Raw genomic sequence first — 13,084 nt, forward strand, 5'->3', positions numbered from 1 at the left:
TCGATGACCCTCGGATCCGAGCACGGGGACGCGCCCGCGAGCAGCCGAACGCAACGCCGTTCACCGGGTTCCCGAACGGCCTTTTCACTACTGGCCGCCACGCAGCTCGTGCTCATCATGGCGATCACCATGCTCGCGGTGGTGTTGCCGCGAATCGAGACGGAGCTGGGGCTTTCGGCGGCTCGCCTGACCCTGGTCAACGCCGCCTACGGGTTGTCCTTCAGCGGTCTGTTGCTGTTGGGGGGTCGGGCCGCGGATCTCTACGGTCGTCGGCGACTTTTCAGTACAGGACTCGTGCTGTTCGGTGCCGCCTCGCTCGCGGCCGGTGTCGCACCCGGGTTCTGGACGCTGACGATCAGCAGATTCCTGCAGGGGGCTGGGGCGGCGCTGGCGGCACCGGCGGCTATGGCGCTGGTAGGGCTCGTGTTCCCCGAACCGGCTCGGCACGCTCGTGCCATGGCTGTGTGGGGTGGACTCTCCCCGCTCGGAGCGGCGGCGGGCATGTTGTCCTCCGGAGTGATCTCCAGCTGGGTGTCCTGGCGCTGGGTGTTCGCGGTACCCGCGGTAGCCGCCGTGCTGGTGTTGGCGCTGACGAGCTCGTTACTTCCCACCGAGAGGACGACCGTACGGGGCGGGCTCGACGTCAAGGGCGCTGTGCTGGCGACCAGCGGACTGACCGCGCTCAGCTACGGCCTGGTCCACGCGGCCGAACGATCTTGGCTCTCGACGCCGGTGGTCGGTCCACTCACGGCGGGTGTGGTGCTGTTGGCGGCGTTCGTGCTCGTGGAGCGGAAAGCGGCGGACCCGTTGTTGCCGCTGCGCTTCCTGCGACTCGCCCACCGACTCGGCGCCCTGTGGGTGATCCTGATCGGCGCTACCACGATCTCGACCGTTTTCATGCTGCTGTCGTTGTACTTCCAACAGGTGAAGGGCATGTCTCCGCTCGGCACAGCTGCCGCGTTCCTGCCGTTCAGCCTGCTGCTGTTGCTCACGGGACTCACCGTGACGCGGTTGGTCCGCTGGTTCGGGCCGCGTGCTGTCGCGGTCATCGGCTCGCTGCTCGCCTGCGGAGGAGCGGCACTGCTCGGCAGCACGACGGCGGACGGCCCGTACGTGGGGGCACTGCTGGCCGGACTGCTGATCCTGCCGATCGGGATCAGCATGATGTTCTCCGGGGCGACGGTGCGGATCTTCTCGACGCGGGCCGACGAGCGGGCGGGTCTCGCGGGCAGCCTGGTCAACACCGCCATGGAGACCGGTCCGACGGCCGGGTTGGCACTGTTGGTCTCGCTGGCCACCGCGCACACCGAATCGCTGCTCGTCGCGGGGACCGCACCGCGTATCGCCGAGACGTCCGGGTACTCACTCGCGTTCGACACCTCGGCGGTGGTCCTGCTGGGCACGACGGTGCTGGCACTGTGGACACTTCGCGCGCCCTGAGGTCGCGATCAATGGTAGGCCACTGTCGTGTCCCGCGACAGCACGCGAGCCGTGTGTGCCAGCGAGGCCAGCGTGATGTGGCGGTGCCAACCGGGATAGCTACGCCCTTCGAAGTCGCGAATGCCGACGGGCTCGCCGACCTCTTCGCTGTCACTGGCGACCCGCCGCGGGAGCTTGCTACTCCGCAGCAGGGAGGCGTGCGCGCGTTCGTAAGCCAAATCCGCTCCGAGAGGTGTCCCTGGTCCGACCACTCCCCGACGAGACGCAGCATCCGCTGCTCGGGGGCGAGGCCGCCGTCCGATCGTCGCGGTATTGGCTCCACCGGAACCGTCACCGCCGCACTGGTGTGTCGACTTCGGGTTACGGGATCGGCCCACTCCACGGGGGAGCGCAGTCCCCGCACGGCCTCGAGCAGTCGCCGTGCAGCCGTGGGCCCCGAACCGTAGCCGGGCAGCGTGGGATCGGTGACCACGAACCGGCTGTCCACACGCACCCGCAGCAGGAAGGGGAACGGAGCGGTGGCTAGCCCCGTGCCGAACAGGTCGAGGTCGACGGAGTCGTTGTCGAAAACCACGGGCGCGCCGAGCGGTCCCCGGCGTCGGGCCGCCTCGAAAGCCAAGTTGGCCAGGGACTGCCCCAGCGTCTCCCCACCGGCTCCGTCGGGGATGGCTGCCTTGCTGCGTCGGCTCCGATCCGCAAGCCACTCCGTGGTCAGGTACAACCGCCAATCGACCGGGAAGGCGGAACGCTCGTTGGTCAACCACAGCCCGAACGCCTGTTGTTTGTCGGCACACGAGAGCACACCGACCGAATGAGCACCGTTCTTCGGTATGGACAGGGGACTCACCACCCAGGCTGCCGGGGTGAAGCGCTCCCGGAGGTGGGTGAGGAGCAGCTCGCGCACCGCGTTCCAATCCCACGTGGAGCTGTGCACGAAGTGGTGCAGATTCTGCGCCGCGGCCGCGCCACCGACGCTCGTCGCGATGTTGCGGATGGAACGACGACCGGTGATGGACAACAGACCACGGACGTACTGCTCGCCACGGCGCCGTTGGTCCCTTCTGCGTAACGCCGTGAAAACGGCGGAGCAGAGTTCCTCGACGACCTCGTCCTCGACGGAGGTGGGGCTGGTCGGAACGGTCATACTCGTTCACACCTTCTCCGATACACCGCGTACACCTTCTGCCACGATGCCGGTCGAAACGGAGATCGACCACGTGTCGATGGGCACCATTCACCCTTGTCCCGTGTGGCCGGGACACCAGTCGAGCACGGCGTCGGAACTCGTGCCGGGGCGGGGAGTGTTCGCTCCGGAAACCGGAAACCCGCCGATCGACACGGCTGGAGCTACTCGTCGAGGCCGCCCCGAGTGGATGATCCGGTGACGATGTCCAGGAAGGACCGCAGCACCGGCGGGGTGCTGCCGCGCCGCCACGAGATCGCGGTCTGGGCCCGCTCGCCGACGTCGCTCAGCGTCAGGAAGACGGCCCCGGCGCGCTGCAGGCTGCGCATCGAGGCGGGCACCACCGCCACCCCCATGCCACCTGCCACGAGCCCGACGATGGTCTGCATCAGCCAGACGTCGCGCTGCACCACCCGAGGGGTGAAACCCGCGCGTTCGCATGCCTCGACCACGATCGCGTAAAGCCCCGGCATGCTGCCGTGGCGGGCGGGCAGGATGAACGGCTCGTCGGAGACCTCGTCGAGCCGCACCCGCTCCCGGTCGGCCAGCCGGTGGGTGGCGGGCAGCGCGAGCACCAGCGACTCCTCGGCCACCGGCCGCACGTGCAGCGAGGGGTCTTCGAACGGGAGGTAGAACAGCCCGGCGTCGATCCGTCGGTCGTGCAGTCGGTCCACGATCTCGTCGGGGCGCATCTCCTGCAGGTGCAGCGTCACGTCCGGGTACTCGGCCTTGAACCGGCGCAGCATGGGCGGCAGCACCGCGTTGGACGCGGAGGGGATGAATCCGAGCGCGAGCCTTCCCACCAGTCCGCTGCCCACCTCCCGGGTCATCCGGCCCGCCTGTTCCACCTCGTGCAGGATGCGCCGCGCCTCTTCCAGCAGCACCTTGCCCGCCTCGGTCAGCTGTGCACCGCGCGCGGTGCGGTGTACGAGGGTGGTTCCCAGTTCCGTTTCGAGCTTGCGCAGTTGCGCACTCAACGGAGGCTGTGCGATGTGCAATCGCGCTGCCGCGCGGGTGAGGCTCTGTTCCTCCGCGATGGTCACGAAATACCGCAGGTGTCTTAGTTCCACTTCCGCCATCCGTCGCAGCACAGCTGTGCCGCATATTTTGATCGTATGACTACCGTCACGAGATGGTATTGGACATATGACTTACATCAAAGTCAGGCTGCTACCCGATGGTCACCACTCCACTCGGACCCGATGACACGCCGCGTGAGGTCACAGCCACGTAACGCCGACCGGGCGGGGAGACGGTGTGACCGGTCGAAATTTCCAACCACGTCCAACCCAGCTAGGAGAGTGCTGTGTCGGGTGTTGAGACGACGAGCCGCGCGGGCGCGGCTTGGGTGCTGCCGCTGTGTTGGGCGGCGGTGCTGCTGGACGGCTTCGATCTGGTGGTGCTCGGATCGGTGCTGCCCGTGATGCTCGAGAACGACGTGTGGGGGCTGACCCCGGCCAGCGCCTCGGTGGCTTCCACGGTCGGGCTGATCGGCATGATGGTCGGCGCGCTGACGATCGGGACGGTCACGGACCTGATCGGGCGCCGCAAGGTGCTGCTGGTGGCGGTGACCACCTTCTCGCTGTTCACGCTGCTGTGCGCGGTGGCGCCCTCGGTGTTCGTGTTCGGGCTGCTGCGGTTCCTGGCCGGGCTGGGCCTGGGCGGTTGCCTACCGACCGCGATCACGCTGACCACCGAGTACGCGCGGGGCTCGTGGCGCAGCAGCGCCACCACCACGATCATGACGGGCTACCACGTGGGCGCGGTGCTGACCGCGCTGCTGGGGATCGCGCTGATCCCGAATTTCGGGTGGCACGCCATGTTCGTGGCGGGGGCACTGCCCGCCGTGGTGCTGGTGCCGCTGATGTGGCGCTACCTCCCCGAGTCCGAGGTCTTCCGCGCCAAGGCCGCGAACTCCACCGAGTCGCACGGCGCCTCGGCGCGGCAGAGCATCACGCTGCTGTTCCGCAACGGCATGGCCCGCTCCACGCTGGCCTTCTGGATCACCTCGTTCCTGGGGCTGATCCTGGTCTACGGGCTCAACACCTGGCTGCCGGAGATCATGCGCACCGCCGGTTACCCGCTGGGAACCTCGCTGGGACTGCTGCTGACGCTCAACGCCGGTGCCGTGGTCGGCCTGGTCGTGGCCGGTCGCGTGGCCGACAAGGCGGGCGTGAAGGGCTCCACGGTCGCCTGGTTCGGCGCGGCCGCGGTGATGCTGGCGCTGCTCAGCATCCGGCTGCCCGCGTTCGGGCTCTACGCGGCGGTGTTCTTCGCCGGGTTCTTCGTGTTCAGCGCCCAGGTGCTGGTCTACGCGTTCGTGGGGCGCAGCTACCCGGTGGACAGCAGGGCCACCGGGCTGGGCTGGACCACCGGTGTGGGGCGCATCGGCGCCATCAGCGGCCCGCTGCTCGGTGGTGCGCTGCTCACGGCCGGTATCGCCTACCCGTGGGGCTTCTACGCCTTCGCGGCCATCGGCGCGCTGGGCGCGGTCGCGGTGGCGATCGCGGCGCGGCCCGCCTCGCACGCCGAGGAGTCGGCCGGGGTGAGCTCGGAGCGGGCGGAATCGAACGAGTCCGTAGTCACGGGCTGACGAACGCGGAACCGTCGCGGAGCGCGATGCAACCTGTCGGGCGGTTCCGGCCCGCCGAGCGGGTTCGACCCGCCGAGCTGATTCGGAATCGGGGAGTCGCCGGTTTTCACCGGCGGCTCCCCGCGAACTTTCGCGGAAACGAGTTACCGACACGTTTTTCGTCCGTCCCGGCGTTTCCGCTGGACCGGGCGATGATCGCGCCGCAGTATCGGGACCGGTAACCGCTGCCTACACCTTGGAGTCGACATGGATTCGGACGGTGTGCTGGACCCGGCCGAGGTGTTCGACGAGCTCGGCACCGACTACGAGGCGGCGTTCCACGAGGCGCCGCTGGTGTGGCAGGGACTGCACGAGCTGCTGGCGCGGTTGCGGCCCGGTGACGAGGTGCTGGATCTCGGCAGTGGCACCGGCCACCCCGTGTCGGAGCGGCTGTCCGGCGCCGGGTTCGAGGTGACCGGCCTGGACGTCTCGGCCACCATGATCGAGCTTGCCCGGCAGCGGGTGCCAGGGGCTCGGTTCGAGCTCACCGACATCCGCGACCGGGACTTCCCGCCGGAGTCGTTGCACGCGGTGGTGGCGTTCTTCTCGTTCCTGACGCTCTCGCGCGCGGAGATCCGCACCATGCTGGAGCGGGTGCGGGACTGGCTGGTGCCGGGCGGTGTGTTCGCGCTGCTGACGGTGCCCGGCGATATCGAGCGGCGGGTGGTCCGCTTTCTGGGATATCCGATCCGGGCCACCAGCTTCGCCGCCGAGGAGTGGCCACGGTTGCTGGAACGAGCGGGACTGGAGGTGCTACGGGACAGCTCGGAGCCATTCGTCCCCACCGGACGGAGCAGCGCCGAGACCGAACAACACCAGCTGCTGCTCGCCCGCAAGCCCTAGAGCCCAGTCCTCTTCCGAGATCCCGGTCCTCCTCCAGAAGCCCTGCCCCTCTTCCAGCGCCGCTCTCCCTGGCATCTTCCCGGCAATTTCGTGGGAAATTGACGCCCGCCGAAGCCAGGCGACCCGGCATCCCTGGCGACGATTTCGTGGGAAATTGACGGAGTTTGGGCCGGGTGGCCCGGGTGTCCCGCCACTGTGTCGGGGGCTGGTCGGGACACCCGGACCATGACTGTGGGCCGCGCCAAGGGGCGACGAGGCGGGGAGTCGGCGGGCAGGGCTCAGGAGCTCGGGAGCCGCCGCAGCCCGGCCAGCACCCGGCTCATGACGACCAAGTCCGGCTGCTCGGCCGCACTCCCGGGACCCGGCTCGACATTCCCGGGATCCCCGTCCCCGGCGGCAATCCCGGTACCGGGCGCGGTACCAGCCTCGGCAGCCGCGGGAAGCGGCGCAGACATCACCGGTGACGGCACCGCCGGGGCGAACAGCTGCGGCCGCTCATCCGGATCAACCAGCGGCCACCCGATCAACTCCACCGTGGGCCGCTCCTCCCGGAAGTAGGATTTCAGCCGCAGCGCCGCCACCCCGCGTGCCGCCGGACCACCATCCCCGGCATGACGCGGACGCCAGGCGCCCCGCCGCGACCAGCACCGCAACACCACCACTGCCCCGGCCAACACCAACGCGGCACCCACCGGCCCCACCGGACCCGGCATCACCGGGCACCACCCTCATCACCCAGCACACCCGCATCGACCACACCGTCCACGGCCCCACCACCGAACGAGACCGCCGCCGCGTGCTCCCGCAGCTGCCGCGCCACTCGCTCCAGCACCACCGCCGTCTCCGCGCACTGCCGCGCCGTGGCCCGACCACCGGCCAGGTCGTAGGCCCCCTGATCCAGCACCCACTCCTCGTGCTTCAGCGCGATCGCCAACTTCGCCCGCTCACCGGTCACGACCGCACCACCCTTCCGGCGCGCCGCTCGAGCTCGGCCAACGGCTCCAACCCGACGAGCTCCCGAGTCCGCTCGTCGCAGGCGCGACACGTGCCCTACAACCACGCCACCTCACCCGTCTCCGCCGACACCTCGGCCCCGCACAACGTCGACACCGCCACCCCTTCCGGAAACTCCACCCCCGGCAGCGGCACCACATCCCCACTCGCGTGCCGAGCACCACCACCCGGCACCCACACGAACGGATGCGACACGAGCGATCACTCCTTATCGAATAGTGCACCAACTTCCATTTAGTGCATGCACAGATTTTCAGTGCATGCACCAATCCGCAATGCTTCGATCGAGTGACACTCAGGAACAACGCGACGACTGACTAGGATCGGTGCATGGCCAGCACCGCAGACACCCCACGCTCCCGCCAACTCGGTGCCGAGCTGCGGCAAGCACGCAAAGCTTCCGGTATGACCACTCACCAGCTAGGACGGCAACTCGACCGCTCCCACACCCACGTGTCACGGTGGGAAACCGGCAAGCTCACACCGAGCGAAGCGGACACGAGCGCGGTGCTGGGCATCCTCGGCGTCACCGGCGAGGAACGCGACCGACTACTCAAACTGGCACGCGACGCGGGAGATCCGAACTGGGTCGCTCCCGGCGTCGATCGGCAACTGGCGGCGCTGACCGAGTACGAACGAACAGCACACACCATCGTCGATGTACAACCGCTACTGATCCCCGGACTGCTCCAAACCGCCGAGTACGCCAGATCCATCATGATCGGCGCAGGCGCCACGCGTGGCGAAGCAGATCAGCGAGTCACCTTCCGACTCGGACGCCGAGACGTCCTCACCCAACGCGATCCGGTCGAACTCGTCGCCATCATCGGCGAACACGCACTCCGCTACCCACCCTGCGAACCAAACGTGATGCTGGAACAACTACGCCACCTGCTCAGCTGGGCAGAGCTACCCAATGTCTCCCTTGGTGCCATTCCACTGGAACAGCGCTACACACCCGCACTCGAAGGCCCCTTCGTCCTCCTCGAATTCGAGCGAGCCAAACCAGTCGTCCATCTCGAACACTACCGTTCCAGCACCACCATCACCGACGCCAAAGACGTAGCCGACTACAAAGCAGCAGCCGATAGCCTCCGACAAGCCACCATGAGCCCCGATACCACCACACGACTCATAACCAAGATCATCGAAGAACTGAAGGGAGTAACATGAGCCCAGCAATCCAGTGGCACAAGTCCAGCTACAGCGGCAACCAAACCAACTGCGTCGAAGTCGGCCAGTTAACCAACGGCGCGGCCATCCGCGACACCAAAAACCGCGCAGCCGGACACCTCACCACCAGCCGAGCACAGTGGACGGCCTTCATCACCGCACTCAAAACCAACCGCTTCCACTGACCACGCGAGGTCCACGACGGCTCCCCGGTAGCCACCACGGCTCCGGGGCATCGTCAAATTCTCGCGAAATCGCCGGGAACCCGGCCGCAATCGTGGAGCTCACCGACGAGGCCATCAACGAAACGGAGAGCACGCAGTGACCACGCCACACACCTGGCGCAAACCCACCCGCAGCTCCACCGGCAACGCCTGCGTCGAGGTCGGCCGGTTAGCCGACGGCGCGGCCGTCCGCGACACCAAGAACCGAACCGTCGGACACCTCACCACCAGCCGAACACAGTGGACGGCCTTCATTGCCGCCCTCAAAACCGACCGCTTCGACTGAGTTCAGCCGTTCAGACCGTCCCGGTGAGTGCGCGTGCACCGGGACGGTCTTTTCGGTCGGCCGCGTTTTGACCGGGAAGAAGGTCTTCCGCGACGGGTTCGTCCGCTGAAGAGCACTCGCTGTCGGTCGGCGGCGCTACTGTCGCGCCATGCAACAGCTCCCCACTCTCCCCACGATCCGCGCGCAGGCCGAACAAGCCGTCAGCCGCACCCAGGACGTGGCCCGCAACGAGGGGGACGAGGATCCCGAGTTCGCCCCGGAGCAGGATGAGGCACTCCACCGCGCACAGCGCGCGCTCTCCGAAGCGGCCAGCCACACCGCAGGAGGCCGCGCGGTGACAGTCCTTCCTAGCGGCATGCCACCGGAGACGTGCGAGACGTGGACATCGAGTCCCACAGCGAGTTCGGTGCCAGATGTGCCGCACAACCGCCGGTCGCCGGGCTGCCTCTGCCCGCGATCACCACCGCGAGCGTCGCGGACGAGCGCGCCACAGGCAGGCAAGCCACACCCTTCACTCGCGCCGAGACGGAAACACAGGCAGGCACCGTGAGCAGCCTCGAAAAGCTCGGAGAGCAGCTGGCCCTGGTGCTGGCCAAACTCGCCGAAAGCCAGACCGCTCTCGCCCGAGCCCGCCACCGGATCGGCGAAAGCGGCCAGACCCTGGCCGCCGTCGTCGACGAGCACACCCACCCCGACCTGTCGGCTGGCATCCCGGCCTACCGCGAAGCCTGGTCCACCACGACCGAGGCCAGCAAAACACTCGTTTCGGTCGACAAGACCATCCGCACCTACATGACCAGCATCGGCGCCCCCGGCGCCGAGACCGCCGGAGTCCCCAGCGATGACGAGGCGAGCCCTCCGATGGTCGCCACACCATCGTCGGAGAACACAGCGCAGCCCGACCAGCCGCACGAGGCCTCCCCCGAGTTCGGCAGCCCCGAATGGCTCGCTGCTGTCGGTAGGCGCATCCCGCCCTCGAACAACTACAGTCCGACCCGGGCCATCGCCTTCGATGATCACGGCAACGAAATCATGTCGCTATCAAGCTCTACCGAGCAGGAACTCGGTTACGCTGCCCAGGACTTCTTGACCAAGTCCAAGCAGTTCCCTCCGGTTTCTCCGCCGGGCAGCAAGATCGACAGCACCGATCATGCCGAGACGAAGCTGGCCATGTGGCTGCGTCAGCAGCGAGAACGCGGAAGCACCATCACGCACATGACCGTCGTCATCAATCATCCCTACGTCTGCGGGCCACCGCTGGGATGCCAGCGTGCCGTGCGGGCGCTGCTGCCCCGAGAGGTCACCATGACTGTCGTCTCCGCCGTCTCTCAGCGAGAATGGCCCTTGAAGGGAGTGGCCCCATAATGATCTTGAACGCGGTGATCCACGGGACCTATCACTACGGTGAGTCCCCACAGCAGGTCGAAGCGCTGATCAACAAGGTCCTGTACGACCTGGACCCGGGCACCCCGTGGGAAGCGATGGCCCCCGGCGAAGATGCCTACTTCAGCTTCGCCACCGCTCGTCACGATGCGGATACCTTCGACTGGTGGCCGGACAACTACCTGCAGATCGCGACGAATCCACGCACCGGCTTCGGCGCGCTGACCTGGACACACACCGAAGAGCGCCAAGTGGCCGACTCCCTTTACGGCCACCGATGGGTCTCGGTCAACCCGCGTCCTCCCCGGGACCCCGCAGTCATCGGTGACCCAGGATACCCACGCTGGTTCCACCCCGCCTACACCATCCCACTCGACCACGTGGAAGCCGCGATCCGCGAGTTCTGCCGCCGTGGAACAGGTGAGCGGCCCGAATGCATCCTGTGGTCCTCGGACGGCGACGATCTCGGCCGGTTGTACGTAGACGCACATCAATACCGAGCCATGCTGCGCAACGCCGCATAGCCCCGATGAGCTTGGCGGCGGTGATCAGCTGCTTCCTACCTGGATCGGCGCGTGCGCCGACTTCACCTAGCCCACGGCGCGGCACTCCGCGCCACCAAGAACCGCACCGCCCTCAAAACCGACCGCTTCCACTGACCACGCGAAGTCCACGACGGCGTCCCCGGTCCCCACCAGGACTCCGGGGCGCCGTCAATTTCTCGCGAAATCGCCGGGGACCGGGCTCCCGGCCTCCTCCCACAGCCGAGTGGCGATTCGGGTGGCGGAGTCGTCGGAGACTTCGCGGTAGCCGGTCCCCGCCCACAGCGCCAGCCCGTCCTGGTCGGCCTGGGCCACAGCTGCGGCGCGCAGCGGTTTGGTGAGCTGGTTGACCTCCGGGTACGCGGCCGGGGCGGTGGCGTCGTGCTCGGCGATGAACCGGTTGCGCAGCCCGCGAGCGTTCCTGCCCGAGAACGCCCTGGTCACGGTGGTCTCGGCGAAGCGCGGATCGATCAGCGCGTCCTTGTGCGGCCCGTTCGTCCCGGCCTCGGGGCAACGTAGGAAGGCGGTGCCCAGCTGCACCGCCGTGGCCCCGGCCCGCAGCGCGTTGGCGATGTCGATGCCGTCGGAGATCCCACCGGCCGCGAGCAGCGGCAGCTCGGTGGCCGCGCGCACCCGCACGAGCAGTTCGAGGGTGCTCACCTCGTCGTCGGGAGTGTCCACGTGGAACGTCGCGCGGTGACCGCCCGCCTCGGTGCCCTGCACCGTGAGGGTGTCGGCCCCGTTGCGCTCGGCGTGCAGCGCCTCGTCAACCGTGGTCACACTGGCCACCACGTGCGTGCCCACCCGGTGCAACCGCCGCACCACCTCCTCGGGCGGCGGGCCGAACGTGAAGGAGACGATCGGCACCGGTTCGCGTTCCAGCAGGTCGAGCTTCTCCTCGAACCGGTCGCGGTCGGCCGGGTCGGGCTGCGGCAGTTTCGCGGCGTAGCGCTCGGCCTCGCCGCGCAGTTCGGCCAGGTAGGCGGCCACTTCCTCGGCTCGGTCGGACGGTGGTCCCGGCACGAACAGGTTGACGCCGAAGACGGAGACCTCGCCGCGTAGCCGTTCGATCTGCTCCCGCAGGGTTTCCGGGGTCTTGTAGCCCGCCGCCAGGAAACCGGTGCCGCCCGCCGCTGCCACTGCGGCGACCAGTTCCGGTGTGGACGGTCCGCCCGCCATCGGGGCGGCGATCACGGGGAGCCGCAGCTCGGAGAAATCGAACACCGCGTGCGCTCCTGGTTCTTGAGGAAGTCGTGTTCCGGCCCGTCCGCGACGAACCGTGCCGAGCCACGGGCTACCCGGTGAAGCGAGACGACAACCGTGCGGTCCGGCAAGATCCACGGTCACAAAGCCGCACCGGCCGCGCAACAGCGTCACGGATGAGATCCGGCACAGGCCTCCGAACCGATCGGTCGTCGAACGATCTCAGGGGTGACGCTTGGGGGTGACGAATACCGCTAACCCCGCACCCCGGTCGAACCGAGCCGCCCCGCCAGGTCCCGCACGATCGTTCGCAGCAGTTCGACGAGTCGCTGCTCGCGTTCCCGGCTGTGCCGGGCCTTGAGGAGGGTGACGCTGACCGCGGCGGTCGTACCGCTCCGGGTCGGCACCGTGCTGGCCAGGCAGAATATGCCCTCGCCCGCTTCCTCGTCGTCGACCGCGTATCCCCTGGTGCGGATCTCGGAAAGCTGCCGATCCAGTTCGTCTCGCGTACGCACGCTGTTGGCGGTCAGCCTGCGTAGCTCCTGGCCCGTACCGAGCCGTTCCGACAGCTCGTGCTCGCTCAGCGTGGCGAGCATCGCTTTGCCCACCGCCGTGCAGGTCGCGGGCAGGTGACGACCGACCTCGGAGACCAGCCTGATCGGGTGACCTCCGCCCCTGCGCGCCAGGTAGACCACGTCGGAACCGTCCAGCACGGCCAGCTGGAGCGTCTCCTCCTCGTCCTCGGCCAACGCGAGGCAGGCGGAGTGGAACTGCTGGACGAGGTCGACACCCGCCAGATACGCCTCGCCGTACTCCACCAGCCGCTGACCGAGGCAGTACTCCCCGTCCACCTGACGCAACAGCCCTCCCTGCGCCAGGGCGTGGCACACGTTGGACACGGAGGACTTCGCGATCCCCAGCCTCCGGCCGAGCTCGCTCGGCCCGAACGACTCCTCCCGGTTCGCGGCGAGCATGTCCAGAACCGCCACCGCACGCGTAACCGCGGGCGCGAGAGAGCGGTCGCCGTCTCCCTGACCCGTTTCGTTCTCCACGATCCGTGCTCCTCCTCAGCCGGTCCCTGCGCGACATCCTATTTCCCCGATCGGATTGACACAGATCACAGCGGTCCATATCGTTCAGCATGCTGTCTACCGTTCAGCA

14 protein-coding genes and 1 pseudogene are annotated in these 13,084 nt (G+C 68.0%); 8 read left to right on the forward strand and 7 right to left on the reverse strand.

Annotated elements, in window-relative coordinates; translation table 11 throughout:
• Positions 1–3 precede the first annotated feature (3 nt).
• Complete coding sequence (locus tag ACOQFL_RS12660; RefSeq protein ID WP_435544345.1) at positions 4–1,440, forward strand: MFS transporter; 1,437 nt, start codon at positions 4–6, stop codon at positions 1,438–1,440.
• An 8-nt stretch (positions 1,441–1,448) separates the two neighbouring features.
• Here the strand turns inward: ACOQFL_RS12660 and ACOQFL_RS12665 are convergent.
• Positions 1,449–2,584: pseudogene (locus ACOQFL_RS12665) on the reverse strand (IS701 family transposase).
• A 203-nt stretch (positions 2,585–2,787) separates the two neighbouring features.
• A complete protein-coding gene (locus ACOQFL_RS12670; RefSeq protein WP_435544346.1) occupies positions 2,788–3,702 on the reverse strand; it encodes a LysR family transcriptional regulator in 915 nt (304 codons plus the stop codon).
• A gap of 227 nt (positions 3,703–3,929) precedes the next feature.
• Between ACOQFL_RS12670 and ACOQFL_RS12675 the strand changes: the two genes are divergently transcribed.
• Entirely contained in the window at positions 3,930–5,216 is a 1,287-nt protein-coding gene (locus ACOQFL_RS12675; protein ID WP_435544347.1) for an MFS transporter, read from the forward strand.
• 246 nt (positions 5,217–5,462) lie between these two features.
• The gene (locus ACOQFL_RS12680; RefSeq protein WP_435544348.1) at positions 5,463–6,098 is read left to right on the forward strand and encodes a class I SAM-dependent DNA methyltransferase; all 636 of its coding nucleotides are present in this window, start codon (positions 5,463–5,465) and stop codon (positions 6,096–6,098) included.
• Between the two features lie 278 nt (positions 6,099–6,376).
• Here the strand turns inward: ACOQFL_RS12680 and ACOQFL_RS12685 are convergent, their stop codons facing one another.
• The 3 genes from ACOQFL_RS12685 to ACOQFL_RS12695 all read right to left on the reverse strand — a co-directional run bounded on the left by ACOQFL_RS12685 (position 6,377) and on the right by ACOQFL_RS12695 (position 7,307).
• Positions 6,377–6,811: a hypothetical protein gene (locus tag ACOQFL_RS12685; RefSeq protein ID WP_435544349.1), complete on the reverse strand. Its 435-nt coding sequence runs from the start codon at positions 6,809–6,811 to the stop codon at positions 6,377–6,379.
• Positions 6,811–7,053 carry a hypothetical protein gene (locus ACOQFL_RS12690; RefSeq protein WP_435544350.1) on the reverse strand — a complete coding sequence of 81 codons (243 nt, stop codon included), beginning with the start codon at positions 7,051–7,053 and terminating at the stop codon, positions 6,811–6,813. Before ACOQFL_RS12690 ends, ACOQFL_RS12685 begins: the two co-directional genes overlap by 1 nt.
• Before the next feature lie 95 nt (positions 7,054–7,148).
• Entirely contained in the window at positions 7,149–7,307 is a 159-nt protein-coding gene (locus ACOQFL_RS12695) for a hypothetical protein (protein ID WP_435544351.1), read from the reverse strand.
• Positions 7,308–7,442: 135 nt separating this feature from the next.
• Between ACOQFL_RS12695 and ACOQFL_RS12700 the strand changes: the two genes are divergently transcribed.
• The 5 genes from ACOQFL_RS12700 to ACOQFL_RS12720 all read left to right on the forward strand — a co-directional run bounded on the left by ACOQFL_RS12700 (position 7,443) and on the right by ACOQFL_RS12720 (position 10,702).
• Positions 7,443–8,285 carry a helix-turn-helix domain-containing protein gene (locus tag ACOQFL_RS12700; protein WP_435544352.1) on the forward strand — a complete coding sequence of 281 codons (843 nt, stop codon included), beginning with the start codon at positions 7,443–7,445 and terminating at the stop codon, positions 8,283–8,285.
• Entirely contained in the window at positions 8,282–8,470 is a 189-nt protein-coding gene (locus ACOQFL_RS12705) for a DUF397 domain-containing protein (protein ID WP_435544353.1), read from the forward strand. The genes ACOQFL_RS12700 and ACOQFL_RS12705 overlap by 4 nt, the downstream gene beginning before the upstream one ends.
• Before the next feature lie 136 nt (positions 8,471–8,606).
• Entirely contained in the window at positions 8,607–8,795 is a 189-nt protein-coding gene (locus ACOQFL_RS12710; protein WP_435544354.1) for a DUF397 domain-containing protein, read from the forward strand.
• 369 nt (positions 8,796–9,164) lie between these two features.
• Entirely contained in the window at positions 9,165–10,160 is a 996-nt protein-coding gene (locus ACOQFL_RS12715) for a DddA-like double-stranded DNA deaminase toxin (protein WP_435544355.1), read from the forward strand.
• Positions 10,160–10,702, forward strand: a complete 543-nt coding sequence (locus ACOQFL_RS12720) for an Imm1 family immunity protein (protein ID WP_165400674.1) — start codon at positions 10,160–10,162, stop codon at positions 10,700–10,702. The genes ACOQFL_RS12715 and ACOQFL_RS12720 overlap by 1 nt, the downstream gene beginning before the upstream one ends.
• Positions 10,703–10,891: 189 nt before the next feature.
• Here the strand turns inward: ACOQFL_RS12720 and ACOQFL_RS12725 are convergent, their stop codons facing one another.
• Positions 10,892–11,944: a nitronate monooxygenase gene (locus tag ACOQFL_RS12725; RefSeq protein WP_435544356.1), complete on the reverse strand. Its 1,053-nt coding sequence runs from the start codon at positions 11,942–11,944 to the stop codon at positions 10,892–10,894.
• A gap of 233 nt (positions 11,945–12,177) precedes the next feature.
• Positions 12,178–12,975 (reverse strand): IclR family transcriptional regulator, encoded by a 798-nt coding sequence (locus tag ACOQFL_RS12730; protein WP_435544357.1) that lies wholly within the window; start codon positions 12,973–12,975, stop codon positions 12,178–12,180.
• Positions 12,976–13,084 lie beyond the last annotated feature (109 nt).

The organism is Actinopolyspora sabaoui (genome assembly GCF_051225635.1).
In the GTDB taxonomy this organism is placed as follows: Bacteria; Actinomycetota; Actinomycetes; order Mycobacteriales; family Pseudonocardiaceae; genus Actinopolyspora.